Raw genomic sequence first — 23,703 nt, 5'->3', positions numbered from 1 at the left:
GATTCCTCGGGCCTGTGGACAACCCCGTGCCCCGCGCGGACGGGACCTGGCAGCATGGCGTACGTGACCACCGCACCGCACGCCTCCCCCTTCCCACCGTCCCCGCACTCCGCCGACGCCGTCCTCGACGGCCTCGACCCGGAGCAGCGCGCCGTCGCCACGACGCTCCAGGGACCGGTGTGCGTGCTCGCGGGCGCGGGGACGGGCAAGACGCGCGCGATCACCCATCGCATCGCGTACGGCGTGCACTCCGGCGTCTACCGGCCGGCGACCGTGCTGGCCGTCACGTTCACCCAGCGCGCGGCGGGCGAGATGCGCGGGCGGTTGCGGCAGCTCGGCGCGGGCGGCGTGCAGACGAGGACGTTCCACGCGGCGGCCCTCCGGCAGCTCCAGTTCTTCTGGCCACGGGCGGTGGGCGGCGATCCGCCCCGGCTGGTGGAGAAGAAGATCCCGCTGGTCGCCGAGGCGGCGTCGCGCTGCCGGCTGCGCCTGGAACGCCTCGAACTGCGGGACGTCACCTCCGAGATCGAGTGGGCCAAGGTGACCCAGGTCACCCCGGAGGACTACCCGGCCGCCCTGGTGAAGAGCGGCCGGGAGGCCCCGCGCGACCCCGCCCAGACGAGCCAGGTGTACGCGACCTACGAGCAGCTCAAGCGCGACCGGGGCGTCATCGACTTCGAGGACGTGCTGCTGCTGACGGTCGGCATGCTCACCGACCGGTACGACATCGCGGAGACGGTGCGCCGCCAGTACCAGCACTTCGTCGTCGACGAGTACCAGGACGTGAGCCCGCTCCAGCAGCGGCTGCTGCACCTGTGGCTCGGGGACCGGGACAGCCTGTGCGTCGTGGGGGACGCCAGCCAGACGATCTACTCCTTCACCGGCGCCACCCCCGAGTACCTGCTCACCTTCCGCACCCGCCACCCGGACGCCACGCTGGTGAAGCTCGTGCGCGACTACCGCTCCACGCCGCAGGTCGTCCACCTGGCGAACGGGCTGCTGGCGCAGGCGAGCGGCCGGGCGGCCGAGCACCGGCTCGAACTGGTCTCCCAGCGCTCGCCGGGGCCCGAGCCCGTCTTCGCCGAGCACCCGGACGAGCCGGCCGAGGCCGAGGCCGTGGCCCGCCGCATCCGCGAGCTGCTGACCCCGCGCGAGGAGGGCGGCGCGGGTGTGCCGGCCAGCGAGGTCGCCGTCCTGTACCGGGCCAACTCCCAGTCCGAGACCTACGAGCAGGCCCTCTCCGACGCCGGCGTGCCCTACCAGCTCCGCGGTGCCGAGCGGTTCTTCGACCGCCCGGAGATCCGGCAGGCGGTGCTCGCGCTGCGCGGCGCGGCCCGCGCCGGGGGCAACGACCGCGTCCTCGCCGACGCGGACGGCCTGGCCGGGCAGGTCGGCGCGGTCCTGGCGACCACCGGCTGGACGCCCGAGCCGCCGGCCGGCTCGGGCGCCGTGCGGGACCGCTGGGAGTCGCTGCGGTCGCTGGTGCGGCTCGCCGAGGACCTCGGGCGCGCCCGCCCCGACGCCGTGCTCGGCGATCTCGTGGCCGAGCTGGAGGAGCGGATCGCCGCCCAGCACGCGCCGACCGTCGAGGGCGTCACCCTGGCATCGCTGCACGCGGCGAAGGGCCTGGAGTGGGACGCCGTCTTCCTCGTCGGCCTGACGGACGGCATGCTGCCCATCACCCACGCCAAGACCCCCGAGCAGGTCGAGGAGGAGCGCCGCCTGCTGTACGTGGGCGTCACCCGCGCGCGGCACCACCTGTCCCTGTCCTGGGCGCTGGCGCGGTCGCCCGGCGGCCGGGCCGGGCGGCGCCCCAGCCGCTTCCTGGACGGTCTGCGGCCCGGGTCGGCGGCCGGTGGCGGGCGGGGCGCGTCCGGGAGCGTCGAGCGGGGCACGGGAGCACGCGGGCGCAAGCCGCGCGGCCCGGTGCCGTGCCGGGTCTGCGGCCGCACTCTGACGGAGGCCACCGAGATCAAGCTGCGGCGGTGCGCGGAGTGCCCGTCCACGATGGACGAGGCGCTGTTCGAGCGGCTGCGCGAGTGGCGTCTCGACCGGGCGCGGGAGCTGAAGCGCCCGCCGTACGCCGTCTTCACCGATGTCACGCTGATGGCCATCGCGGAGACGCTGCCGGGCACCGAGCGGCAGCTCGCCGGGATCTCCGGGGTCGGGCCGCACAAGCTGCGCCAGTTCGGCGCGGACGTGCTGGCGCTGTGCGCGGGTGAGCCGCTGCCCGCGCCGGACGCCGCGGACCCTGCTCCGGCCGGGGAGCCGGCCCCCGACGCGGGGACCGACGACGAGATGGTTGAACAAGTGACTTCAGAAACCCCGGAAAAATAGTTTGCGCCCGCCGGAGAAATCCGCATAGCGTGCTTCTCGCGGCACCGGGGGGAGGCTTTCCCCGCCCCCCGCGCCCGTGCTCTACTGAAGTGACCCCGGGTGGTACCCCCACCCCCCGAGACGCCTGAAGGAGGCGAGTCCAGTGGCAAGCATTCTGATCACCAAACTGACCGATCTGGGCCTCGCCGACGTGCGCGTCCCCGGCAGTGACGTCCGTTTTGCAGGCACCGGTGCGTCCGGCGCCGCAGCCGTCCGTCCGTCGTCCGTCGAGTCCCGTGTCGCCACGAGTGAGCGACCGATCAAGGCGTCCGCGGCAGCAGCGGTACGGCAGGCAGCACGCCCCGCGTATGCCGCCGCCCATGGCACGGACGCCGGACACCAGCTCTTCGGCCAGCAGAACACGCAGCTTCACACGATGTGGGCCCTCCGCGGGCTCGATCCCTGGAGTGATCCAGCCTGATCGGCGAGATCAGGTCGGCACCTTCCAGGGCCGCGGAACCCACATCGGGAACCGCGGCCCTTTTCGTTTCCCACGATCCGGCCACAAGCCGGTGACCACAACCGAACGACACGAGGACTGAACGTGCCACTCGCGCCGTACCCCCGACCCGACCTGACCTCCCCGCCCACTCCCGTGGAGAACCCCGTGACCCCGCTCTACACGCTGAACGAGCTCGACGAGGCGATCGACCGCCTCGACGACGGCGTGCCCTGCCGTTCCTACGACCCCGAGGTCTTCTTCGCCGAGACCCCCGAGGACGTCGAGTACGCCAAGTCGCTGTGCGGGACCTGTCCGCTGCGCGAGGCGTGCCTGGCCGGCGCCAAGGAGCGCCGCGAGCCCTGGGGGGTGTGGGGCGGCGAGCTGTTCGTGCAGGGCGTCGTGGTGCCCCGCAAGCGGCCGCGTGGCCGTCCCCGCAAGAACCCGGTCGTGGCATGAACGTCCCCGGCACCATCGGACGGCCGTTCCCTCACGGACCGAGAAGAGAACCCCTCATGAGACCGACGCGTACCGCGGCGGACGCCGCGCCCCACCGCGCGGAGCCCCGGCCCGCGCTCCCCGCACCGAACGGAACCCGAACCATGCACCTCATCCCGGAAGCCATGGCCCGCTCCCATATGGCCGAAAGAATCCTCGAAGCGGAGTCCCAACGCACGGCGTACCGCCTCGCGGCGGCCCGCCGGCTGGAGCGCAGGGCCGCCCGCCTCCACCGCCGGGCCGAGCAGGCGTCACTGCGCGCCCGCCGCGCCCTGGCCCGGGTCCTCATGCACTGAGGACCGGGGCGGTGGCACACCCACGGGCCGGGCGGCCCGGTCGGACAGCGACCGGGCCGCCCGGCCCTTCGCCGTCCGCGCGCCGCCCGGCCCGCCAGTCACTGCGCCGGGGGACCCGCCCGCTCGACGGGACCGTCCCCGGCCTCCTCCGGTCCGCCGCTCTCCGCGCCGTCGACACGGAAACCGGGGAGCCCGGCGAGGAGTTCGTCGCGCATCCGGACACGCGCCCCGAGCTGGCAGAGCACCCCGATGGTGCTGAGCGTCACCCGGTGGATCATCAGGTAGGACGGCGGCAGGTTCAGCCGGCGGCCCAACTGGTGTGCCGGGGACCGGGGATCGGCCAGGCGGGCCGCCTGCTCGCGCAGCCACGCCCGGCTGAAGGCGAACTCGGGCACGGCCGCCGGCTCGATGATCGGCAGGAGCCAGTCGAGCACGGCGTCCGGGTCCAGCTCCACCGACGGCTTCACGAACCCCTCGGCCGCGAGGCGCTCGTACACCTCGTCGGCGCGCCCGTCGAGCGTCATCCGCAGCGTGCGCCCGATGACGGGCGGCAGCCCGCCCGGCAGGCGGTTCACCGCGCCGAAGTCGAGGACCCCGAGGCGCGCGGGCGACTCCTCGTCCTCCCCGGGCACGAGCCGGAAGTTGCCCGGGTGCGTGTCGGCGTGCAGCAGGCCCGTCCTGGCGGTCCCGGAGAAGAGGAAGCGCGCCAGCAGTTGCCCCGCGCGGTCGCGTTCCTCCTGGGTGCCGTCGGATATGACCCGGGAGAGCGGCTCGCCCGTCAGCCACTCGGTGACGAGGACCTCGTCCCCCTGCCAGACCACCGCCGGCACGACGACGTCCGGGTCGTCGCGGTACGCCTCCGCGTACGCGCGCTGCGCCTCGGCCTCCAGGGCGTAGTCCAGCTCCTCGGCGACACGCTCCCGCAGCTCCTCGACGACGGGCTTGATGTCCATGCCGGGGACGAACGGGCCGAGCAGCCTGGCGAGGCGGCCGAGCTGGGTCAGGTCCGACAGCAGCGCCTCGCCCGCACCCGGGTACTGGATCTTCACCGCGACATCGCGCCCGTCCCGCCACACCGCCCGGTGCACCTGGCCTATCGACGCCGCGGCGGCCGGCCGGTCGTCGAACGACTCGAACAGGTCGCGCCAGTCGGGGCCGATCCGCTCCGCGAGGGCCGCGTGGACCGAGGCCGCCGGCATGGGCGGCGCGGCTTCCTGGAGCTTGGTGAGCGCCGCCCGGTACGGCCCCGCCATCGACTCGGGCAGGGCCGACTCGAACACCGAGAGGGCCTGGCCGAGCTTCATCGCACCGCCCTTGAGCTGGCCCAGGACGCTGAAGAGCTGGTCGGCCGTGCGCTGCTGCAGTTCACTGCCCACGAGTTCGGCCGAGCGCCCGCCGATGCGCCGGCCCAGGCTCCATGTCGCCCGGCCCGCGAAGCTCAGCGGCAGGGCCGCCAGCTTCGCCGTCCTGGTCACCGCCTTCCGGGGTAGATCAGTCATGTCGGTCCCCTCCAACTCCCACAGCCGCGCCCGCGCGGGAGCACCCGGCGGGCGCGGGCGGCCGTACCGGACACACCGCCCGGTCCACCTAACCGACATTGTGGACCCGCCCCCCTGCGCCCGGCCCCGCAGTATCCGCACCGGCCGCTCCGCAGGGGCACTCGGCGTGCGGCTCCACCGGAGCGGACGTCACCGTCAGCCCGGGCAGGGCCACTTCCAGGCGCCCGCCCGCGCCCGGCGGCCCGCCGCCGTCGAGGAAGGCCAGCGCCGCGCAGGCGGCCAGCCCCGCGACGGCGGTGGCGAGCGCACCGTCGCACGCCTGCGCCGGTGAGGCCCTGGCGTTCCGCCACTGCCCGACGAGCAGGGGCCACCCCGGCTCCCGCCGGGCCCGCGTCCGCAGAAGGCACCCCGCGCAGCCGGTCCTCCCCGGCAGGACGAACGGGCCGACGAAGCCCGTGGCCTCGACCACTCCCGCGTACAGGTGCGGGGTGCCCGCGGCGATGACCGCCCCTGCGGCGGCCGGGTCCGGCGCGTAGGCGGCCAGTCCGTCCCGCGGCGCGAAGATCACGAGCCGGGCGCCGTCGTCCGCCGGCCCGGTCCGCGCCGGGCGCCCCGGCCAGGGACTGGCCGCGCGGGCCAGTGCCCCGGCCGCCGCGCCACGGGGCTGCCCGGTGTGCTCGGGGCGGAGGCCGCCCGCCGCCGTGTCCGCCGGCTCGACGCGGCCGCCGTCGACGACCTCCACCCGGCCCACGCCCGCCCTGGCCAGCGCGACCGCCACCGCGGCGCCCACCCGGCCCGCGCCCCGCACCTGGACCCATGCCGTGCGCCGGGCGAGGAGGCGCCGCCGCCCCTCGCCCGCGGCCGGGTGCAGCAGCGACAGTGACGCGAGGTCCGGCCGCAGGGCGTCACCCGCCTCGGCGGCGGCCGCCCGGTCCGCGTCGGCGTCGGCGAGGACGCCGGCCTCGGCGAGCCGCCGTGTCACGCGGTCGGCGCCGTCCACTCCGAGCCCCAGGGCCTTGGCCATGGTCCGGAGCACGGACATCGGCCGGGTGCCGTCCAGCAGCGCGAGGAAACTCTCGGTGGCGGCGTCGAGCGGCCCGAAGAGCACGGCGTGCGCCGGGGTCACCCCGTACCGGACGGTCTGCCGGTCGCGCCAGCCGCGGCGCAGCGTCGGTTTGATCATCGGACGGGTCCCACCGCCCGCACCGCCCCCGCCGCCGTGCCCCGCGGTGCGCACCGCGCCGTGTCCCACCCGGTTCCCCGATCCGTGCGCCATCACTGCCCCCCTCGTCACCGCCGGGTCGATCCCGGCCGCCCGCCCCGCGCGATCGGCGGGGACGGGACCATCATGATCGGGTCCGAACGGTCACGTGTGATGTTTTCCACAGGAAGCGGAGAAGATCTTACAAATAGGGCGTTCCGGTGGCTTCCTGTCGGCCCTTCCGGCGGGTCCGCGCCGTGAACGCTCGCCGTCCGTGAGCATCCGGTGGCTCGGGCGTGCACATATCCGCCCCCCACCGGGTAACGTCGAAGTGTGCCCGCCGATCCGCTGAACAGCGCCGGCCCGCCGCAGACGAACCCGCCGGCGGGCGGGGCGATGCTGGCCGAAAGCGCCACCGGACCGCTTCCCGGCGCCCCCGCGGGCCGGCTCGACAGGGCCGGCCGGGTGGAGGTCAGGCGCAGCTCCCGGCGTCGCAGGACCGTCTCCGCCTACCGCGAGGGCGACCGCACGATCGTCATGATCCCGGCCCGCATGACGGCCGAGGAGGAGCGCCGCTGGGTCTCGGTCATGCTGGACAAGCTGGCCGCGCAGGAGGAGCGCCGCATGCTCGGCGACGACGCCCTCGCCGAGCGCGCCGCGGAGCTGTCCGAGCGCTACCTCCAGGGCCGCGCCCGCCCCCGCAGTGTGCGCTGGGTGACCAACCAGAACGCGCGCTGGGGCTCGTGCACCCCGGCGCTCGGCAGCATCCGGCTGTCCCACCGCCTCCAGGGCATGCCCGAGTACGTCATCGACTACGTCCTCCTGCACGAGCTGGCGCACCTCCTGGTGCCGGGGCACGGTCCCGGGTTCTGGCGGCTCCTCGACCGGTACCCGCGCACCGAGCGCGCCCGCGGCTTCCTGGAGGGCGTGGTCGGGGCCGAACGCCTGCCGTACGTGCCCTGGCCGCGCTCGGACTGAGTCCGCGCGCCCTTCGACCCACCGGTTGCCGGGCTCGCTGTCCGACCCAGGGGCTACCCTGTCGGACGCAGGCTGTTGGCGAGACGGGGGACGGTCGTTACGCATGGTGACGCAATTTCAGCGGGGGCAGAAGTCGCGCCTCAGTGACCTGACGCTCGGCACCGACCTCTACGTCGGTGTGCAGATCACCGGCCCCGGCATGGTCTTCGACATCAGCTGCTTCGGTCTCGACGCCGACGAACGGCTCTCCGACGACCGGTACTTCGTCTTCTACAACCAGCCGAAGTCCCCCGAGGAGTCCCTCCAGCTCCTGGGCGCGCAGGCCGGGGACACCGAGTCGTTCCGCGTCACCCTCGACCGGGTGCCCGCGGCCATCCACCGGCTCGCCTTCACCGCCACCATCGACGGCGACGGCACGATGGCGCAGGCCGCGCCCGGGTACCTCCGGATCGTCGCGGGGGGCGAGGAGGTCGCGCGGTACTCGTTCGACGGCTCCGCCTTCACCACCGAGCGGGCCGTCATGCTGGGCGACTTCTACCGGAAGGACGGCTGGCGGTTCGCCGCCGTCGGGCAGGGCTTCGACGGCGGACTCGCCGCCCTGCTGCGCCACTTCGGTGGCGAGGTCGAGGAGGAGGAGCCGGCCGCGCAGGCGGGTGCCGCGGCACAGCCGGTGCCGGGCTTCGCACCGCCCGGGGCCGCGCCCGAGCCCGTCGTGCCCGGTTTCGCACCGCCCGGCGGGGCTCAGCCCCCCGTCCAGGTCCAGCCTCCCGCCCAGCCGCAGCCCCCGGTACAACCGCAGCCGCAGCCGCCGGCTCCCGCACAGGTCCAGCCCCCTGCGCAGCCGCAGCCGCCCGTGCAGCCCCAGGCCACGCAGCCTCTCCCCGCGCAGACCGGCCAGCCGACGTACCCGCCGGCGGGGCACGTCCCGGCGCCGCCGCAGGCGCCGTACCAGCCGGTGCCGCCCCAGCAGCCCCCGCACCAGCCGTTCCCGCCGCAGCACACACCCCCGGCCGCTCCTTACGGAGCCCAGCCACCGGGCGGTTTCCACGGCGCGCCACCACCCGGGGCCGCGGCGGGCGGCGGGCTGCGCGGCGCGCTCCAGAAGTACGCCGGCACCGCCGAGCACGCCCGCTGGACCCAGCAGAACCCGCAGCTCGTCCGCGCCGACCTCGGCATCGACGGACAGCCCGTCCTCGCACGGCAGGGCAGCATGGTCCTCTACCAGGGCGACGTCGAGTTCGGCTACAAGGGCGCCGGGATCCGCGGCCGGATGACCCGCTGGGCCACCGGTGAGGGCATGCCGGCGCTGATGCGCTGCACCGGCACCGGGCGGGTCCACCTCGCGGAGGAGGCCGCCCGCCTGCACCCGGTCGAGTTGCAGGGCGACGCGATCGTCGTCGCCTCCCAGCACGTCCTCGCGTTCGACGAGTCCCTGTCCTTCGAGGTGCGCCGCATCGACGGGCACGGCATACCCGGCGGTTCCCTCTTCGCGCTCCAGTTCCAGGGCCACGGCACGCTCGTCCTCACCACTCACGGGGAGCCGCTCGTCCTGCCGGTCACCAACGCGACCTTCGCCGACGCCAACGCCGTCGTCGCCTGGTCCGCCGCCGCGCAGGTCCTGGTCGCCAACCAGGTCAGGGTCCGCCGGCAGGCGTTCCCCGGCCACACCGGGGAGACGACCCAGCTCCAGTTCCGCGGCGCCCCGGGGAACTTCGCCATCATCCAGCCGTACGAGATCTGACGGGAGCCCGTGATGGACCAGCGCATGATCGCGGGCCATGCCCCGACCGCACCCACCGCCCGCATGGAGAACCACGGGCCGTCCATCGCCCGGGTCGTCATGCGGTCCGGGAACGACCTGTTCGCCCGCACCGGGTCGATGATCGGCTACGAGGGCTTCGTCCAGTACGAGGCCAACCCCGCCGCCCTCGGCCGCGCCGTCGCCGGCCGGCTCAGCGGCGAGAACGTGCCGCTCATGCGGTGCCACGGCGACGGCCTGCTCTACCTCGCCGACTACGGCGCCCACGTCGTCTGCCTCGAACTCGCCGACGACACCCTCTCGGTCAACTCCGCCAACGTCCTCGCGTTCGACGCCCACCTCGAATGGGGCGTGCAGCGGGTCAAGGGCGTCGCCAAGTTCGCCGGGCAGGGCCTGTTCAACATCGGCATCTCCGGCACCGGCTGGGTCGCCGTCACGAGCCGCGGCATCCCGATCGTCGTGGACTGCGCCCAGGCCGGCCAGACGTTCGTCGACCCGGACGCCCTCGTCGCGTGGTCCACCGGGCTGCGGGTGGAGAGCAAGCGCAGCTTCAAGGCGTCGTCGCTCATCGGCCGGGGCAGTGGCGAGGCGTTCCAGCTCGGGTTCTCCGGCCAGGGATTCGTCGTCGTCCAGCCCAGCGAGGACAGCGCCGACCGGCTCGCTCAGCCGCAGAACTGACCGGGGGGACCTCACCGTCATGCAGAGTCCGCTGTTCAACCACACCGTCAATCAGACGCAGGACCGCTACGCCCTCCAGGGCGCACACATGGTGCGGGTCGCCCTCGCGGGTGACGACGTGCTCGCGCGGAGCGGCAGCATGGTGGCCTTCGAGGGGATCGTGGAGTTCGACCCCGAGTACCGTTCGCCCGCCCAGCAGGGCCGCGAGTGGGCCACGGGCGAAGTCCTGCCGCTGATGCGCTGCCACGGCCAGGGAGCCGTCTACCTCGCGAACCTCGCCCAGCACATCCACGTGCTCGACGTCGACCACGAGGGCCTCACCATCGACAGCTCCTACGTCCTCGCGCTCGACCCCCACCTCCACTGGGACGTGGTCGCCGTCGAGAGCCAGTACGGCATCGCGGGCGCCGGCGCGTACAACCTGCACATCTCGGGCCAGGGCCGGGTCGCCATCACCACGTCGGGCCGCCCCCTCGTGCTGCGGGTGACGCCCGAGAGCAACGTCAGCGCGGACGCCGACGCCGTCGTGGCCTGGTCGTCGTCGCTGCGGGTCCAGATGCAGGCCCAGACCAGCGCGAAGTCCGTGTGGCGCCGCCGGGGCAACACGGGCGAGGGCTGGGAGCTCAACTTCCTCGGCCAGGGCCATGTCGTCGTCCAGCCGAGCGAGTTGCTGCCGCCGACGCACACCTCGTTCGGCGAGCTGCTGGGCGGCCAGGTCCGGCAGAACACGACACCGGGCATGGGTCAGGGCGGCGCCTGGGGCCCGCGCTAGGAGGAGGCCCGCGCCCGGGTCCGGCGCGGCCCGCGCTACGCCGGCGCGGGCAGCAGGCGGCGGGCCGCGGCCGTCAGCGCGACCACCGACGGGTCGCTCACCGCGGCCACCTCTTCGTAGCCGAACCAGCGCAGGTCGAGCGACTCGTCGCTCATCACCGGAGCCGCCCCGGGCGGAGCCACCGCCGCGTACTGCACGTCCAGGTGGACCGCGCAGCGCGTCCGATGCCGGTCGAGCCGCACGGGCTCGGGGAGCAGCGTGAGCCCCGCGATGCCGGACTCCTCCGTGGCCTCACGGAGGGCGGCGGCCGCCAGGGTCGCGTCGGACCGCTCGCAGTGGCCGCCGGTCTGGAGCCACGCGCCGACCTTCGGGTGCAGCGTCAGCAGGACCCGGCCGCCCCCGGGGTCGACGACGAGGGCGCTGGCCGTGATGTGGCCCTCAGCGCAGGAGCGCCACATGCCGTCCGGGTGGGCCGCGAGATGGTCCGCGTACGCCCGGCGCAGCCCGTCCTGCTCCGTGTCGGGCGCGGACCAGGCGGCCAGGACACGGGACGCGTCCGCGTGCAGCGTCACCGCGTGCCCTCGCCGCCGTCGCCGTCCGTGCCCTCGCCGCCGTCGTCGTCCGTCGTGCCGTCCGTGCTGTCGGAGTCCTTGTCGAGCCGCGGGCCGCGCTCGCCCGCCGCGTCGCCCAGCATCCGGTCCAGCTCCGAGAAGTCGAGCTGCTCGCGGTGCACGAAGCCGTCCGGGTCGTCCAGGTCGCCGGCGGTCGGCAGCATGTCCGGGTGCGCCCACAGCGCGTCCCTGCCCTGCGGGCCGCGCGCGTCCGTCAGGGAGGCCCACAGCCGGGCCGCGTCCCGCAGCCGCCGCGGCCGCAGCTCAAGACCGATGAGCGTCGCGAACGTCTGCTCGGCCGGGCCGCCGGTCGCCCGCCGCCGGCGCAGGGTCTCGCGCAGGGCGGAGGCGGACGGCAGGTGCGGCTCGGCCGCGGCGTGCACCACCGCGTCGACCCACCCCTCGACGAGCGCGAGCGCCGTCTCCAGCCGGGCCAGGGCCGCCTTCTGCTGCGGCGTGTCCTCCGGCTGGAGCAGCCCCTGCTGCAGCTTCTCCTGCAGCTCCTCGGGGCGCGTCGGGTCGAGCTGCCCCATCAGGTCCTCGAGCCGCCCGGTGTCCACCTGGATGCCGCGCGCGTACCCGTCGACCGCGCCGAAGAGGTGGGAGCGCAGCCACGGCACGTGCGCGAACAGCCGCTGGTGCGCCGCCTCGCGGAGCGCCAGGTAGAGCCGCACCTCGCGCTCCTCGACGCCGAGCCCCGCGCCGAGGGCCGCGACGTTCTGCGGGAGGAGGGCCGCCTTGCCGGCCGGCGCGAGGGGCAGGCCCACGTCCGTCGACCCGACGACCTCGCCCGCGAGCACGCCCACGGCCTGCCCGATCTGCGTGCCGAACATGGCGCCGCCCATCGACCGCATCATGCCGAGCAGCGGCCCGGCCATGGCCTGCATGTCGCCCGGCAGGACGTTCCCCATGGCGGCGCCGACACGCTCGGCGACCGGGTCCACCAGTTCGCGCCACACCGGCAGCGTGGCCTCGACCCACTCGGCACGGCTCCAGGCGACCGCCGAGCCGGTGCCGGACGGGAACGTCGTCACACCGTCGAGCCACAGATCGGCCAGCCGCAGGGCCTCCTCGACGTCCGCCCGCTCCTGCGGGCCGACACTGCGGTCCTTCGAGCCGTCCTCGGCGCCCTGCGCGACCGCCTGGCGGGCGACGTTCCGGGCGAGCTCCCAGTTGACCGGGCCGCCCTCGTACGACAGCATCTGGCCGAGCTGCTGGAACGCCGCGCCGAGGTCCTGCGGACGCATCCCGCCCGGGCCGCCCCCGAGCCCCCCGAAGAGCGCGGCCAGCGGGTTGTCCGCCGGGCCGGGACCGCTCCGGCCCGCCCGGTCGTCGCCCTCGCCCTTCTTCTTGTCCGGCTCGTCGTCGCCGGGCTCCTGCGGCAGGCCGAATCCGAATGGGAAGTCACTCACGGGAATCCTCGGCTTCATCTGGTGGGGCGTGCGGTCGGAGGCTCCGACGTGCCTGTCATCACTTGGTGCGTGCCTCCAGCCTAGACACGTCTCAGGCAGGATGGGCGTGCGCACGTCGTACCAGAACCAACCGCTGGAGAGGTCCTGTGAGTTCCCCGGAGCCAGCCGTTCGCGCAGCGCGAAACGGCCCCGCAGCCCCGCTGACCGTCGCGGTCACGGGTGCCGCCGGCGGGGTCGGCGCCCTGCTCACCGAGCGGCTCGCGGCCGCCCCGGAGATCAGACGGGTGCTCGCCCTCGACGAGCGGATCGGCGACGCCGACGGTGCCGAGTGGCACACCATCGACGTCCGCGACCCGGCCATCGCCGACCTGCTGCGCACCTCGGGCGCGGCCCGCGACCGGGGTGCCCAGCCAGCCGGCACGCAGCCCGTCGACGTGGTGGTGCACCTCGCGCTCGACCTCGACCTGGAGTCGGACCCGGCCGCCCGTACGGCCTACAACGTCCGCGGCGCCCAGACGGTCCTCACGGCCGCTGCCGCCGCCGGGGTCCGCCGCGTCGTCCTGTGCACGTCCGCCATGGTCTACGGCGCCCTGCCCGACAACGACGTACCGCTCGCCGAGGACGCCGAACTGCGCGCCACCGCGGACGCCACCTGCGTCGGCGACCTCCTGGAGATCGAACGCCTGGCCGAACGCGCCCCGCGTGCCCATCCCGGCCTCAATGTCACGGTGCTCCGCCCCGCCGTCCTGGTCGGCGGCACCGACACCGCGCTGACCCGCTACTTCGAGTCGCCGCGGCTGCTCGTGGTCGCCGGATCCCGGCCGCGCTGGCAGTTCTGCCACGTCGACGACCTGGTCAGCGCCCTGGAGTACGCGGTGCTCGAGAAGGTCGACGGCGAGTTCGCGGTCGGCTGCGACGGGTGGCTCGAACAGGAGGAGGTCGAGGAACTGTCCGGCATCCGCCGCATGGAACTCCCCCCGGCCGTCGCCCTCGGCGCCGCCGCCCGCCTGCACCGCCTCGGCCTGACGCCGTCCCCGGCCGGCGACCTCGCCTACACGATGCACCCGTGGGTCGTCAGCGGCAGCCGCCTGCACGAGGCGGGGTGGCGCCCCTCCTGGACGAACGAGCAGGTGCTCGCCGAACTCCTCACCGAGGTCGCGGGCCGCCACACGGTCGCCGGCCGCCGTCTCGGCCGCAAGGACGCGGCCACCACGCTCGGCGCCGCCGGCGCGACCGTCGCCCTCGTGGGCACCGCGGCCCTCGTCCGCCGCGCGCGCCGCGCCCGCCGCCGCTGAACCGCCCCGTCCCCCCTCGCCGTCCCCGTCACACCGCCACCGAGGAGACCGTCCATGCCCGCCCCCGACACCGTCCGTCTGATCGCCATCCGTGACACGCCGCTGTCGGTGGACGAGGTGCTCGCGGCCGTCGCCGATCCCGCCGCCGGCGGAACCGCCTTCTTCAGCGGCACCGTCCGCGACCACGACGGCCCGCCCGGACACCCCGCCGTCACCTCACTGGACTACTCGGCCCATCCCGGCGCGCAGCGCGCGCTGCGCGAGGTCGCCGAACGCGTCGCGGCCGACTTCCCGGTCCGCGCCGTCGCCGCCGTCCACCGCGTCGGCCCGCTCGCCGTCGGCGACACCGCCGTCGTGGTCGCGGTCGCCTGCGCGCACCGCGGCGAGGCGTTCGAGGCGTGCCGCCGCCTCATCGACGACCTGAAGCGCGAGGTGCCCATCTGGAAGCACCAGACGTTCGCCGACGGTTCCGAGGAGTGGGTCGGGGCGGGGGCCTGCGCGCCGACCGGGTGAGGCCGGGTACGGTGCACCGGTCGGGTTGCGTAACCGGCGGACCGGGCGGAGCGTTGGGGTTACGTCGCCGATCGCCGAGGTGGGAGGTAGATCATGGCGGTTCTCGTTTGGCTGCTGATTCCCGTCGCCGGGGCCGTCGTCGCCGGCCTGTGGAGCGTGTGGGCCACGCGGCGGAGCACCAACGTCAAGGGTGTCCGCGACCATGCCGGCGTCCGCGGCTACGAGGCGTTCCGCGCCGCCATGGAACGAGCCCCGGCCGACGGCTGACAGTGCCGTCCCGTACTGTCGAGGCATGCCACGCCGCACCGCGACGCTGCTCACGTCCACCCTGCTGCTCATAGGACTGCTCTGCGCCGGTCTCCTGATCCACGTGCCGTACGGCGAGATGTCGCCCGGGCCCACGGTCAACACCCTGGGCCGGCACGACGGCGAGCCCGTCCTCACCATCGACGGCCACGAGACGTACGACGCGGCCGGCCACCTCAACATGACGACCGTCCGCGTCACCGGTGTCGACTACCGCATGAACCTGCTGGAGGCCGTCGGCGGCTGGCTGGCGGACGACCGTTCCGTCGTGCCGTACGACACGCTCTACCCGCAGGACGTGTCGGCCGACGAGGTCGAGGAGCAGAACGCGGAGGAGTTCAGCGCCTCCCAGGAGAGCGCGAAGGTCGCCGCGCTGGAGGAGATCGGGTACGACGTGCCGACGCAGACGATCGTCGGCGCCGTCCTGGAGGACAGCCCGGCCCAGGGCCGCCTGCACGCCGGTGACGCGATCCTCGCGGTGGACGGCACCCCCATATCCGAGCCGGCCGAGGTGGCCGAGCAGGTGACGGCCCACGAGCCGGGCGAGACGGTCGTGTTCACGGTCGTCCCGGCGGACGTGGCCGAGGCGGCGCACGACGCGGGGGAGCAGGCGTCCGACGCCGACGCGCGCGACGTCGAGATCACGACCGAGGCGGCCGACGACGACCAGCGGGCCGTCGTCGGCATCCAGGCGGGCGTCACGCACACCTTCCCGTTCGACATCGACATCAAGCTGGCGGACGTCGGCGGCCCGAGCGCGGGCCTGATGTTCTCGCTGGGCCTGGTGGACGTGCTGACCGAGGGGGATCTGACGGGCGGGGAGTTCGTCGCCGGGACGGGCACCATCGACGACGAGGGCACGGTCGGTCCCATCGGCGGCGTGTCGATGAAGATCATCGCGGCCCGGGACGCCGGCGCCACGTACTTCCTCACCCCGTCCGACAACTGCGCCACCGCGGCGGAGAACCGGCCGGACGGCCTGACCCTCGTCGAGGTCGACACGCTGCAGGACGCCCTCGACGCCCTCGCGGACATCCGCGGCGACCGCGCCGGCGACCTCCCGCTCTGCTCGGCCGGCTGACCGCCGCGCCCCCGCCGCGGCCGTCGGCCGGCCGGCGCGTCAGTCGTCCGAGAAAGTGGCGGCCAGGGCCTCCGCGAGGTTCGGCACGAGCCCGGCGCCCGTCAGCACCTCCGTGGGGGTGTCCTTCTCCCGCAGCCGCAGCGCCGATTCGCGGCGCCCGTCCCGGGTGACGGCCACCGTCATCCTGACCTCGCGCCGCTCCGGGTGCTCGGCGACCCACCGCGTCAGCTCGTCCTCGGACAGCCCCTCGGGGAGGGCGGCCTCGGCGGACGGCGGCAGCATCAGGCGCTCCAGGGTGAGCGCGCAGCCGGTCACGGCGTCCGGCCAGGCGATCGTCGCGAGGAACTCGTCCAGGGGCACGTCCGGCGGCAGTTCGTCCTGCTCGACCGGGGTCAGCTCCGTGGCGCCCGGGTCGTCGGCGACGTCGAGACGGTCGGCGAGCCCCGGTTCCTCGGCGCGGAGCCTGGCCGTGTCCACGAGGGCGAACAGCAGCGCGGGCCGGTCCCAGCCGAGCCCCGCCGCGTAGTCGTCGATCTCGAGAACGGCCCTGGTCAATGGGTCGGCAGTGGGGGGAAGAGATCCGGTTTCTCCGGGGGCGGTGTTGTCCATGGGCATATCGTGCCGTCTCATACCCCGAAAACGGGAACCGAGTAAAGCTTGAGTAAGTTAGTCGGGTGGGCCGCTGACCGGTCGGCCCGGCTTCAACCACTGCGAATCTTTGAGGTGCGCACCTTGGCTTTCCAGATGCCGGACCGGGGGTCGGGCCGTGGCTCCAACGGCCCGAACGGACCCCGAGGTCCCAGAGGTCCCGGCGGACCGGGCGGACCCCGGTTCAGCGTCGGGCGTCCCTCCAGGGGCGCGAAGACCCTGCTCATCACGGCGGCGATCCTGGCCGGACTGGCCATCGCGTTCGCCATGTTCGCACAGTTCTGGACCGACTGGCTCTGGTACCGCTCGGTGGACTACACCAGCGTCTACCGGACCCAGATGCTCACACGGGTCGTCATGTTCGCCGTCTTCGGGCTGGTGATGGCGCTCGCCGTCGGGTTCAACATCTGGCTGGCGCACCGGCTGCGGCCGCCGCTGAGCGCCATGTCCATGGAGCAGCAGAACCTCGACCGCTACCGCATGAGCATCGCGCCGTACAAGCGGTGGGTCGTGCTCGCGGTGGCGCTGGTGATCGGCCTGATCGCGGGCGGTTCGGCGTCCGGCCAGTGGCGCACGTGGCTCCAGTGGGTGAACGGCACGTCGTTCGGGCAGGAGGACCCGCAGTTCCACCGGGACGTGTCGTTCTTCGCGTTCGACTACCCCTTCTACCGCTTCCTCATCGGCTTCGGCTTCGCGGTCGTGGTGCTGTCCACGATCGCCGCCGCGCTCACGCACTACCTGTACGGCGGTGTGCGCCTCACGACGCCGGGCAGCCGCGTCACCCCCGCGGCCACGAAGCACCTGTCGGTGCTGCTCGGCCTGTTCGTCGCGCTCAAGGCGGTGGCGTACTGGTTCGACCGGTACGGACTCGCCCTCAAGGGCGGCGACTTCCGCAACGCGGAGGGCTGGACGGGCCTGCGCTACGTCGACGCGAACGCGTACCTGCCGGCCAAGACGATCCTCACCATCATCGCGGCGATCTGCGCGCTGCTGTTCTTCGCGGCGCTGTGGCGGCGCGGCTGGCAGCTCCCGGTCATCGGCCTCGGCCTGATGGTGCTGTCGGCCGTGCTCATCGGCGGCGTGTACCCGGCGCTGGTCCAGCAGTTCCAGGTCCGGCCGAACGAGCAGGCCAAGGAGACGCCGTACATCCAGAAGCACATGGACGCCACCATGGACGCGTACGACATCGCGGACGCGTCCATCGAGGACTACAGCGGCCAGAGCGAGGCCGGGGCGGACACACTGCGCGAGTCGGTGGGCGACACGGTGAGCATCCGCCAGCTCGACCCGAGCGTGGTCTCGCCGGCGTTCCAGCAGATCCAGCAGGTGCGCGGGTACTACAAGTTCCCCGAGACGCTGGACGTCGACCGGTACGACACGGCCGACGGTGAGCAGGACACGGTCGTCGGCCTGCGCGAGATGGACATCACGCAGATCCCCGAGCGCAACTGGATCAACGAGCACTTCCGCTACACGCACGGCTTCGGCGTCGTCGCGGCCAGCGGCACCTCGGTCCAGGACAACGGCCAGCCCGACTTCACCGAGCAGAACCTGCCGCCGGAAGGCAACCTCGGCGATTACGAGCCGCGGATCTACTACGGCGAGTACACGACGCAGTACTCCATCGTCGGCGGCCCGCAGCAGGAGATCGACTACGCGGGCGAGGACGGCGAGGTCGAGTACAGCTACGAGGGCGACTCCGGCGTCAACCTCGACAACTACCTCAACCGCGCCGCGTACGCCCTGACCATGGGTGAGCCGCAGATCCTCTACTCCGGTGCGATCGGCGAGGGTTCCCGGATCCTCTACAACCGCACGCCGAAGGAGCGCGTCGAGGCGGTCGCGCCGTGGCTGACGATCGACGGCGACCCGTACCCGGCGGTCGTCGACGGCCGCATCCAGTGGATCGTGGACGCCTACACGACGACCAACGGCTATCCGTACGCCTCGCGCACCACGCTGGGCGACGTCACGGAGACCTCGCTCACCGAGACGCAGGGCGACGTCATCGCGCAGGAGAACCAGGTCAACTACATCCGCAACTCGGTCAAGGCCACGGTCGACGCCTACTCGGGCGAGGTCGTGCTCTACGAGTGGGACGAGAACGACCCGGTCCTCGACACGTGGATGAAGGCGTTCCCCGGCACCGTCGAGCCGAAGGACAGCATCAGCGACGAGCTGCTCGACCACCTGCGCTACCCGCAGGACCTCTTCAAGGTGCAGCGCGACCTGCTGCAGCGCTACCACGTGGAGACGGCCGACCAGTTCTACAGCGGCTCGGAGCGCTGGGAGGTGCCGGACGACCCGACGCACGAGGGCCAGTCCGTGCCGCCGTACTACCTGAGCATGCGGATGCCGGACCAGGACCAGCAGGTCTTCTCGCTGACGACGACCTTCACCCCGCTCAACCGCGACACCCTGGCCGCCTACATGGCGGTCGAGGCGGACGCGAGATCCGACGACTACGGGAAGATGCGCATCCTCACGCTCCCGTCGAACACGACGGTGTGGGGTCCGCAACAGGTCCAGAGCAGATTCAACTCCGACCCCGACATCGCCACGGAGATCAACATCCTCCAGCGCGGCGACTCCGAGGTCGAGTACGGCAACCTGCTGACCGTTCCCCTGGAGGGCGGCCTGCTCTACGTCGAACCGGTGTACGTCCGCGGTGCGAGCACGAACTACCCGCTCCTGCGGAAGGTGCTGGTCACCTACGGCGAGGAGACCGCGTTCGAGGACAGCCTGTCGGAGGCGCTCGACGTCGTCTTCGGGGTCACTGAATCGGGTGAGGAACCAGCGCCGGACGAACCGGACGAGGAGGAGCCGCCGGCCGACGGCGGCACCGAGCTGGAGGACGCCATCCAGGAGGCGCAGGACGCCCTGGAGGACGCCCAGGACTCGTGGGAGGAGGCCCAGCAGCGTCTCGCCGACGCGCTGGACCGGCTCGCCGAGGCCCAGGGCAGCGACGCCGGTGACAGCGGCGGTGATTCCGGCGACACCGGCGATTCGGGCGGTGACGCCGACACCGGCGGCAACGGTGACAACGGCGACAACAGTGAGAACGGTGAGGAAAGCGAAGACACTCCCGACGGCGGCGCGGACGCCGGCGGGGGCGGCAGCGCCTGACATGTGACGCACTGGTGAAGGGTCCGGGGCCATCGCGGCTCCGGACCCTTCGTCACGTCCGGGGTGTGGCAACGTCAACCTTGGGCATCTGTTCGGCCGTTGCCCGGCGTCCGCGCTGACCTGGGTTGTCAGTGGCGGGCGTCATACTGCCTGTCGACTCCCGGGAAACCCCCGCCGGCGACGGTGTTTGGGTGTTTCCATATCGGGAAGTCGATAAACCGCTCAAGTGACTCACTGGCTGCGGTATACCAGGTGTACGCAGGTTTCAGGTGGTGCGACGATGGACCTTATGGGGGACATGGCGAGGTTCGAGAGCAGCCGCACGGCCGCGCGCGAGGGCGCGCGGCTGCTGCGCCTCGGCGACCTGGACCAGGCCGAGGCGCCGCTGCGCGCGGCCGCCGCGGACGGGGAGCGTTCCGCGGCGAACAACCTGGGAGTACTGCTGCACCAGTCCGGCCGCGGTGACGAGGCCGCCGAGTGGTGGCGCATCGCCGCCGTGGCGGGATCCGCGCCCGCCGCCCACGCCCTGGGGCGCCGGCACCGCGAGAGCGGTGACGAGGCGGCCGCCGAGTACTGGCTGCGGCAGGCCGCCGAATCGGGGCACGCGTCCGGCGCCTACGCGCTGGCCGACCTGCTCGACCACCGGGGCGCGCCGGAGGCGCGCGCCTGGTTCCGCGCCGCCGCCGAGCGGGGGCACCGCGAGGGCGCCTACCGGTACGCGGTCCTGCTCGCCGAGCGGGACGGCGCCGAGGCCGAGCCGTGGTTCCGGCAGGCCGCCGCGCGCGGGCACCGGCGTGCCGCGCTGCGTCTGGGCGGGCTGCTGGAGGAGCGCGGCGAGGTCGGGGAGGCCCAGCGCTGGTACCTGGAGGCGGCCGAGGCGGGCGAGGCCCGTGCGGCCAGCGCCCTCGGCTTCCTGCTGCGGGACGCGGGCGACGAGGTCGGCGCCGAGCGCTGGTGGTGGTGCGCGGCGCGTGACGGCGACGGCCCCGCGGCCAACGCCCTCGGCGCCCTGCACGCGGAGCGCGGTGAGCGCCAGGAGGCCCACCGCTGGTACCGCGCGGCCCTCGACGCCGGCGACATGAACGGCGCGTTCAACCTCGCGCTGCTGTGCGCCGGGCAGGGCCGCACGGAGCAGGCCGAGCAGTGGTACCGGCGCGCCGCGTACGCCGGGCACCGCGAGGCGGCCAACGCGCTGGCCGTCCTGCTGCTGCAGCGCGGCGACGCGGACGGGGCCGAGCCGTGGTTCTCCAAGGCGGCCGAGGCGGGCAGCATCGACGCCGCGTTCAACCTGGGCATCCTCCACGCGGGGCGCGGTGACACCGAGCGCGCGCGGCACTGGTACGAGCAGGCCGCGCACGACGGGCACGCCGAGGCGGCCCTGCAGGTGGCGGTCGAGCTGCTGCGCTCCGGCGACGACGCGGACTCCGCCCGTGCCGAGACGTATCTGCGGCAGGCCGCCGAGGGCGACAGCGTCGAGGGCGCGTTCCGGCTCGCGGTGCTGCTGGAGCGGCGCGGCGACGCCGAGTCCGAGGACTGGTACCGCCGGGCCGCCGAGCACGGTCACCGCCGGGCACAGGTCAAGCTCGGCATGTGCGCGGCCGCGCGGGACGAGGTGGACGAGGCCGCCCGCTGGTACCGGGCGGCGGCCGAGGCGGGCAGCCGCAACGGCGCGTTCAACCTCGGGCTGCTGCTGGCGCGCGAGGGCAGTGAGCCGGAGGCCGCGCTGTGGTGGCGCCGTGCCGCCGAGGCCGGGCACGGGCGTGCCGCGCTGCGGCTCGCGCTGATGGCCTCGCGCCGGGGCGACCTCGCCGAGGGCGGGAGCTGGTGCACGCGCGCCATGGAGCTGGGGCCGGACGAGGTGTCGCGCCGCGCCGCCCGCCTGCGGGACGCACTCCGGCAGGAGCTGACGGCCTGACGGCCGGGGCGGCGGCCGGCGGTTCAGCCGTCGGCCGCCGCGGCGAACGCGGCGTGCGCCAGCCGCCGCAGCAGCGCCGCCGTCCCCTCGCGGGACGGCAGCGCGCTCGGCCGTGACAGGTGGGGTGTCGAGTTCAGCAGCCCGAAGACGGCGTGCACGGTGGCACGCGCGAGCGGCTCCGGCAGGTCCCCGTGCACCCGCCGCACCACGCCCACCCACAGTTCGACGTACTCGCGCTGGAGCCGCCGCACCCGCTTGCGGTCGGCCTCCGGGAGGCGGTCGAGCTCCCGGTCGTGCAGGATGATCAGGGCGCGGTCGTCCAGCGCGAAGTCGATGTGCCCCTCGATCAGCGCGTCCAGCACCTCGGCGGCGGGCAGCCCCGCGTCCCTGGCCTCCCGCACGCGCCGCTCCCCGCCGTCCCGCAGCCGGCCGCTGATGCCGACCAGCAGCTCCGTCAGCATCGCGTCCTTGCCAGGGAAGTGACGGTAGAGCGCCGGGCCGCTGATGCCGACGGCGGCCCCTATCTCGTCCACCCCGACACCGTGGAACCCCCGTTCGGCGAAGAGGCGGGACGCCTCGCGCAGGATCTGCAGGCGGCGGGGGGAGGGGGCGTGAGTGGTCATGGTCAGGCATTGTAGACAGGCAGGTTAGCGAGCGTTAACCTGAGTCCATGCGGCAGGCAGCACCGGTGCTGAGCAGTACGGCCGACCCGACCTCCGGAGGGTGGGCCGCCAACGAGGCGGCCCACCGGGAGCTGGTCGCCCTCCTGCGCGCGAAGCTGGCCGCCGCCCGGCTCGGCGGCGGGGAGCGCGCCCGCGCCCGGCACACCGCGCGCGGCAAGATGCTGCCCCGCGACCGGGTGGACGCCCTCCTCGACGCGGGCTCCCCGTTCCTGGAGATCGCGCCGCTCGCCGCCGACGGCATGTACGACGGCGCCGCGCCCGCCGCCGGGGTGATCGCGGGCATCGGCCGGGTCAGCGGCCGGGAGGCCGTCGTCGTCGCCAACGACGCGACCGTCAAGGGCGGCACGTACTACCCGATGACGGTGAAGAAGCACCTCCGCGCCCAGGAGATCGCCCTCGACAACCGCCTCCCCTGCCTCTACCTGGTCGACTCGGGAGGTGCCTACCTGCCGCTGCAGGACGAGGTCTTCCCCGACCGTGACCACTTCGGCCGCATCTTCTACAACCAGGCCCGCCTGTCCGCCGCCCGCATCCCGCAGATCGCCGCCGTCCTCGGGTCCTGCACGGCGGGCGGCGCGTACGTCCCGGCGATGAGCGACGAGGCCGTCATCGTCCGCGGCCAGGGCACGATCTTCCTCGGCGGCCCGCCGCTGGTGAAGGCGGCGACCGGCGAGGTCGTCACCGCCGAGGAGCTGGGCGGCGGCGAGGTCCACACCAAGGTCTCGGGGGTCGCCGACCACCTCGCCGACGACGACGCGCACGCCCTGCGCATCGTCCGCACCATCGCCGCCACGCTCCCGCCGCGCGGCCCGCTGCCCTGGCCGGTCGAGCCGGCCGAGGAACCGGCCGTCGATCCCGCCGGCCTGTACGGCGCGGTCCCCGTCGACCCCCGCACGCCCTACGACGTGCGGGAGGTCATCGCCCGGCTGGTGGACGGGTCGCGGTTCGCCGAGTTCAAGGCGGGCTTCGGGACGACCCTGGTCACCGGCTTCGCGCACATCCACGGTCACCCGGTCGGCGTCGTCGCGAACAACGGAATCCTCTTCTCCGAGTCCGCCCAGAAGGGCGCCCACTTCGTCGAGCTGTGCGACCAGCGCGGCATCCCGCTCCTCTTCCTGCAGAACATCTCGGGGTTCATGGTGGGCCGCGCCTACGAGGCCGGCGGCATCGCCAAGCACGGCGCCAAGATGGTGACGGCGGTCGCCTGCGCCCGCGTACCCAGACTGACCGTCGTCATCGGCGGCTCCTACGGCGCGGGCAACTACTCGATGTGCGGCCGCGCCTACTCGCCCCGGTTCCTGTGGATGTGGCCCAACGCGAAGATCTCCGTCATGGGCGGCGAGCAGGCCGCCGCCGTCCTCGCCACCGTGCGCCGCGACCAGCGGCCCGACTGGAGCGAGGCCGAGGAGGAGGCGTTCAAGGCCCCCATCCGCGAGCAGTACGAGGAGCGCGGCAGCGCCTGGTACGCCACCGCCCGCCTGTGGGACGACGGGGTGATCGACCCGCTGGAGACGCGCACCGTCCTCGGTCTCGCGCTCACCGCCTGCGCCAACGCGCCGCTGGCCGAGGGCGGCTACGGCGTCTTCCGGATGTGACAGCCCGAGCACGTGAGGAGGA

21 protein-coding genes are annotated in these 23,703 nt (G+C 73.9%); 15 read left to right on the top strand and 6 right to left on the bottom strand.

Features of this window, described 5'->3' with window-relative positions; translation table 11 throughout:
* Window positions 1–63 precede the first annotated feature (63 nt).
* The 4 genes from EMA09_RS09730 (at window position 64) to EMA09_RS09715 (ending at window position 3,609) form a co-directional block, all read left to right on the top strand.
* Window positions 64–2,337 carry an ATP-dependent DNA helicase UvrD2 gene (locus tag EMA09_RS09730; protein ID WP_240796328.1) on the top strand — a complete coding sequence of 758 codons (2,274 nt, stop codon included), beginning with the start codon at window positions 64–66 and terminating at the stop codon, window positions 2,335–2,337.
* A gap of 142 nt (window positions 2,338–2,479) precedes the next feature.
* Window positions 2,480–2,797, top strand: coding sequence for a hypothetical protein (locus tag EMA09_RS28270; RefSeq protein WP_168220682.1), 318 nt, complete (start codon window positions 2,480–2,482; stop codon window positions 2,795–2,797).
* 117 nt (window positions 2,798–2,914) lie between these two features.
* The gene (locus EMA09_RS09720; RefSeq protein WP_129840669.1) at window positions 2,915–3,274 is read left to right on the top strand and encodes a WhiB family transcriptional regulator; all 360 of its coding nucleotides are present in this window, start codon (window positions 2,915–2,917) and stop codon (window positions 3,272–3,274) included.
* A complete protein-coding gene (locus EMA09_RS09715) occupies window positions 3,271–3,609 on the top strand; it encodes a hypothetical protein (RefSeq protein WP_129840668.1) in 339 nt (112 codons plus the stop codon). Before EMA09_RS09720 ends, EMA09_RS09715 begins: the two co-directional genes overlap by 4 nt.
* A gap of 98 nt (window positions 3,610–3,707) precedes the next feature.
* On the opposite strand, the gene EMA09_RS09710 is transcribed toward EMA09_RS09715, so the two are convergent.
* Both EMA09_RS09710 and EMA09_RS09705 read right to left on the bottom strand, forming a co-directional pair.
* On the bottom strand, window positions 3,708–5,108 hold the full coding sequence (locus EMA09_RS09710; RefSeq protein ID WP_129840667.1) for an AarF/ABC1/UbiB kinase family protein: 1,401 nt from the start codon (window positions 5,106–5,108) through the stop codon (window positions 3,708–3,710).
* Between the two features lie 88 nt (window positions 5,109–5,196).
* On the bottom strand, window positions 5,197–6,291 hold the full coding sequence (locus EMA09_RS09705) for a ThiF family adenylyltransferase (protein ID WP_129840666.1): 1,095 nt from the start codon (window positions 6,289–6,291) through the stop codon (window positions 5,197–5,199).
* Window positions 6,292–6,642: 351 nt separating this feature from the next.
* On the opposite strand from EMA09_RS09705, the gene EMA09_RS09700 reads away from it, so the two are divergent.
* The 4 genes from EMA09_RS09700 to EMA09_RS09685 all read left to right on the top strand — a co-directional run bounded on the left by EMA09_RS09700 (window position 6,643) and on the right by EMA09_RS09685 (window position 10,496).
* A complete protein-coding gene (locus EMA09_RS09700) occupies window positions 6,643–7,287 on the top strand; it encodes a M48 family metallopeptidase (RefSeq protein ID WP_206305928.1) in 645 nt (214 codons plus the stop codon).
* 103 nt (window positions 7,288–7,390) lie between these two features.
* Entirely contained in the window at window positions 7,391–9,028 is a 1,638-nt protein-coding gene (locus EMA09_RS09695) for a TerD family protein (protein WP_129840665.1), read from the top strand.
* A gap of 12 nt (window positions 9,029–9,040) precedes the next feature.
* The gene (locus EMA09_RS09690; RefSeq protein ID WP_129840664.1) at window positions 9,041–9,724 is read left to right on the top strand and encodes an AIM24 family protein; all 684 of its coding nucleotides are present in this window, start codon (window positions 9,041–9,043) and stop codon (window positions 9,722–9,724) included.
* 19 nt (window positions 9,725–9,743) lie between these two features.
* Window positions 9,744–10,496, top strand: a complete 753-nt coding sequence (locus EMA09_RS09685) for an AIM24 family protein (protein ID WP_129840663.1) — start codon at window positions 9,744–9,746, stop codon at window positions 10,494–10,496.
* 35 nt (window positions 10,497–10,531) lie between these two features.
* On the opposite strand, the gene EMA09_RS09680 is transcribed toward EMA09_RS09685, so the two are convergent.
* Entirely contained in the window at window positions 10,532–11,068 is a 537-nt protein-coding gene (locus EMA09_RS09680; RefSeq protein WP_129840662.1) for an NUDIX domain-containing protein, read from the bottom strand.
* Window positions 11,065–12,519, bottom strand: a complete 1,455-nt coding sequence (locus tag EMA09_RS09675; protein ID WP_129840661.1) for a zinc-dependent metalloprotease — start codon at window positions 12,517–12,519, stop codon at window positions 11,065–11,067. Before EMA09_RS09675 ends, EMA09_RS09680 begins: the two co-directional genes overlap by 4 nt.
* Before the next feature lie 146 nt (window positions 12,520–12,665).
* Here EMA09_RS09675 and EMA09_RS09670 point away from each other — a divergent pair, with 146 nt between their 5' ends.
* The 4 genes from EMA09_RS09670 (at window position 12,666) to EMA09_RS09660 (ending at window position 15,714) form a co-directional block, all read left to right on the top strand.
* The gene (locus tag EMA09_RS09670) at window positions 12,666–13,814 is read left to right on the top strand and encodes an SDR family oxidoreductase (protein WP_129840660.1); all 1,149 of its coding nucleotides are present in this window, start codon (window positions 12,666–12,668) and stop codon (window positions 13,812–13,814) included.
* A 54-nt stretch (window positions 13,815–13,868) separates the two neighbouring features.
* Complete coding sequence (locus EMA09_RS09665; protein WP_129840659.1) at window positions 13,869–14,327, top strand: molybdenum cofactor biosynthesis protein MoaE; 459 nt, start codon at window positions 13,869–13,871, stop codon at window positions 14,325–14,327.
* Between the two features lie 93 nt (window positions 14,328–14,420).
* Window positions 14,421–14,594 (top strand): hypothetical protein, encoded by a 174-nt coding sequence (locus EMA09_RS28265; RefSeq protein WP_168220681.1) that lies wholly within the window; start codon window positions 14,421–14,423, stop codon window positions 14,592–14,594.
* Between the two features lie 25 nt (window positions 14,595–14,619).
* Window positions 14,620–15,714: a PDZ domain-containing protein gene (locus EMA09_RS09660; protein WP_129840658.1), complete on the top strand. Its 1,095-nt coding sequence runs from the start codon at window positions 14,620–14,622 to the stop codon at window positions 15,712–15,714.
* A 39-nt stretch (window positions 15,715–15,753) separates the two neighbouring features.
* On the opposite strand, the gene EMA09_RS09655 is transcribed toward EMA09_RS09660, so the two are convergent.
* Window positions 15,754–16,329 (bottom strand): PPA1309 family protein, encoded by a 576-nt coding sequence (locus EMA09_RS09655; RefSeq protein WP_206305927.1) that lies wholly within the window; start codon window positions 16,327–16,329, stop codon window positions 15,754–15,756.
* A 129-nt stretch (window positions 16,330–16,458) separates the two neighbouring features.
* On the opposite strand from EMA09_RS09655, the gene EMA09_RS09650 reads away from it, so the two are divergent.
* Both EMA09_RS09650 and EMA09_RS09645 read left to right on the top strand, forming a co-directional pair.
* Window positions 16,459–19,488: a UPF0182 family protein gene (locus tag EMA09_RS09650; RefSeq protein WP_129843940.1), complete on the top strand. Its 3,030-nt coding sequence runs from the start codon at window positions 16,459–16,461 to the stop codon at window positions 19,486–19,488.
* A 289-nt stretch (window positions 19,489–19,777) separates the two neighbouring features.
* Window positions 19,778–21,403: a tetratricopeptide repeat protein gene (locus EMA09_RS09645; protein ID WP_240796644.1), complete on the top strand. Its 1,626-nt coding sequence runs from the start codon at window positions 19,778–19,780 to the stop codon at window positions 21,401–21,403.
* 23 nt (window positions 21,404–21,426) lie between these two features.
* Here the strand turns inward: EMA09_RS09645 and EMA09_RS09640 are convergent, their stop codons facing one another.
* Window positions 21,427–22,026, bottom strand: coding sequence for a TetR/AcrR family transcriptional regulator (locus tag EMA09_RS09640; RefSeq protein ID WP_129840655.1), 600 nt, complete (start codon window positions 22,024–22,026; stop codon window positions 21,427–21,429).
* Window positions 22,027–22,073: 47 nt separating this feature from the next.
* Between EMA09_RS09640 and EMA09_RS09635 the strand changes: the two genes are divergently transcribed.
* Window positions 22,074–23,681, top strand: a complete 1,608-nt coding sequence (locus EMA09_RS09635) for a carboxyl transferase domain-containing protein (RefSeq protein WP_129840654.1) — start codon at window positions 22,074–22,076, stop codon at window positions 23,679–23,681.
* Window positions 23,682–23,703: the final 22 nt, after the last annotated feature.

The organism is Streptomyces sp. RFCAC02 (assembly GCF_004193175.1).
Lineage (GTDB): Bacteria > Actinomycetota > Actinomycetes > Streptomycetales > Streptomycetaceae > Streptomyces.
The sequence above is the reverse complement of the archived record's forward strand: the minus strand, read 5'-3'. Positions and strand labels throughout refer to the sequence as shown.

Excerpts from the sequence above, each read along its gene's own strand:
- EMA09_RS09695 (WP_129840665.1), top strand. The coding sequence starts at position 7,391 with ATGGTGACGCAATTTCAGCGGGGGCAGAAGTCGCGCCTCAGTGACCTG.
- EMA09_RS09710 (WP_129840667.1), bottom strand. The coding sequence starts at position 5,108 with ATGACTGATCTACCCCGGAAGGCGGTGACCAGGACGGCGAAGCTGGCG.
- EMA09_RS09640 (WP_129840655.1), bottom strand. The coding sequence starts at position 22,026 with ATGACCACTCACGCCCCCTCCCCCCGCCGCCTGCAGATCCTGCGCGAG.
- EMA09_RS09715 (WP_129840668.1), top strand. The coding sequence starts at position 3,271 with ATGAACGTCCCCGGCACCATCGGACGGCCGTTCCCTCACGGACCGAGA.
- EMA09_RS28265 (WP_168220681.1), top strand. The coding sequence starts at position 14,421 with ATGGCGGTTCTCGTTTGGCTGCTGATTCCCGTCGCCGGGGCCGTCGTC.
- EMA09_RS09650 (WP_129843940.1), top strand. The coding sequence starts at position 16,459 with ATGCCGGACCGGGGGTCGGGCCGTGGCTCCAACGGCCCGAACGGACCC.
- EMA09_RS09635 (WP_129840654.1), top strand. The coding sequence starts at position 22,074 with ATGCGGCAGGCAGCACCGGTGCTGAGCAGTACGGCCGACCCGACCTCC.
- EMA09_RS09660 (WP_129840658.1), top strand. The coding sequence starts at position 14,620 with ATGCCACGCCGCACCGCGACGCTGCTCACGTCCACCCTGCTGCTCATA.
- EMA09_RS09685 (WP_129840663.1), top strand. The coding sequence starts at position 9,744 with ATGCAGAGTCCGCTGTTCAACCACACCGTCAATCAGACGCAGGACCGC.
- EMA09_RS09690 (WP_129840664.1), top strand. The coding sequence starts at position 9,041 with ATGGACCAGCGCATGATCGCGGGCCATGCCCCGACCGCACCCACCGCC.
- EMA09_RS09665 (WP_129840659.1), top strand. The coding sequence starts at position 13,869 with ATGCCCGCCCCCGACACCGTCCGTCTGATCGCCATCCGTGACACGCCG.
- EMA09_RS09705 (WP_129840666.1), bottom strand. The coding sequence starts at position 6,291 with ATGATCAAACCGACGCTGCGCCGCGGCTGGCGCGACCGGCAGACCGTC.
- EMA09_RS09655 (WP_206305927.1), bottom strand. The coding sequence starts at position 16,329 with ATGCCCATGGACAACACCGCCCCCGGAGAAACCGGATCTCTTCCCCCC.
- EMA09_RS09645 (WP_240796644.1), top strand. The coding sequence starts at position 19,778 with ATGGGGGACATGGCGAGGTTCGAGAGCAGCCGCACGGCCGCGCGCGAG.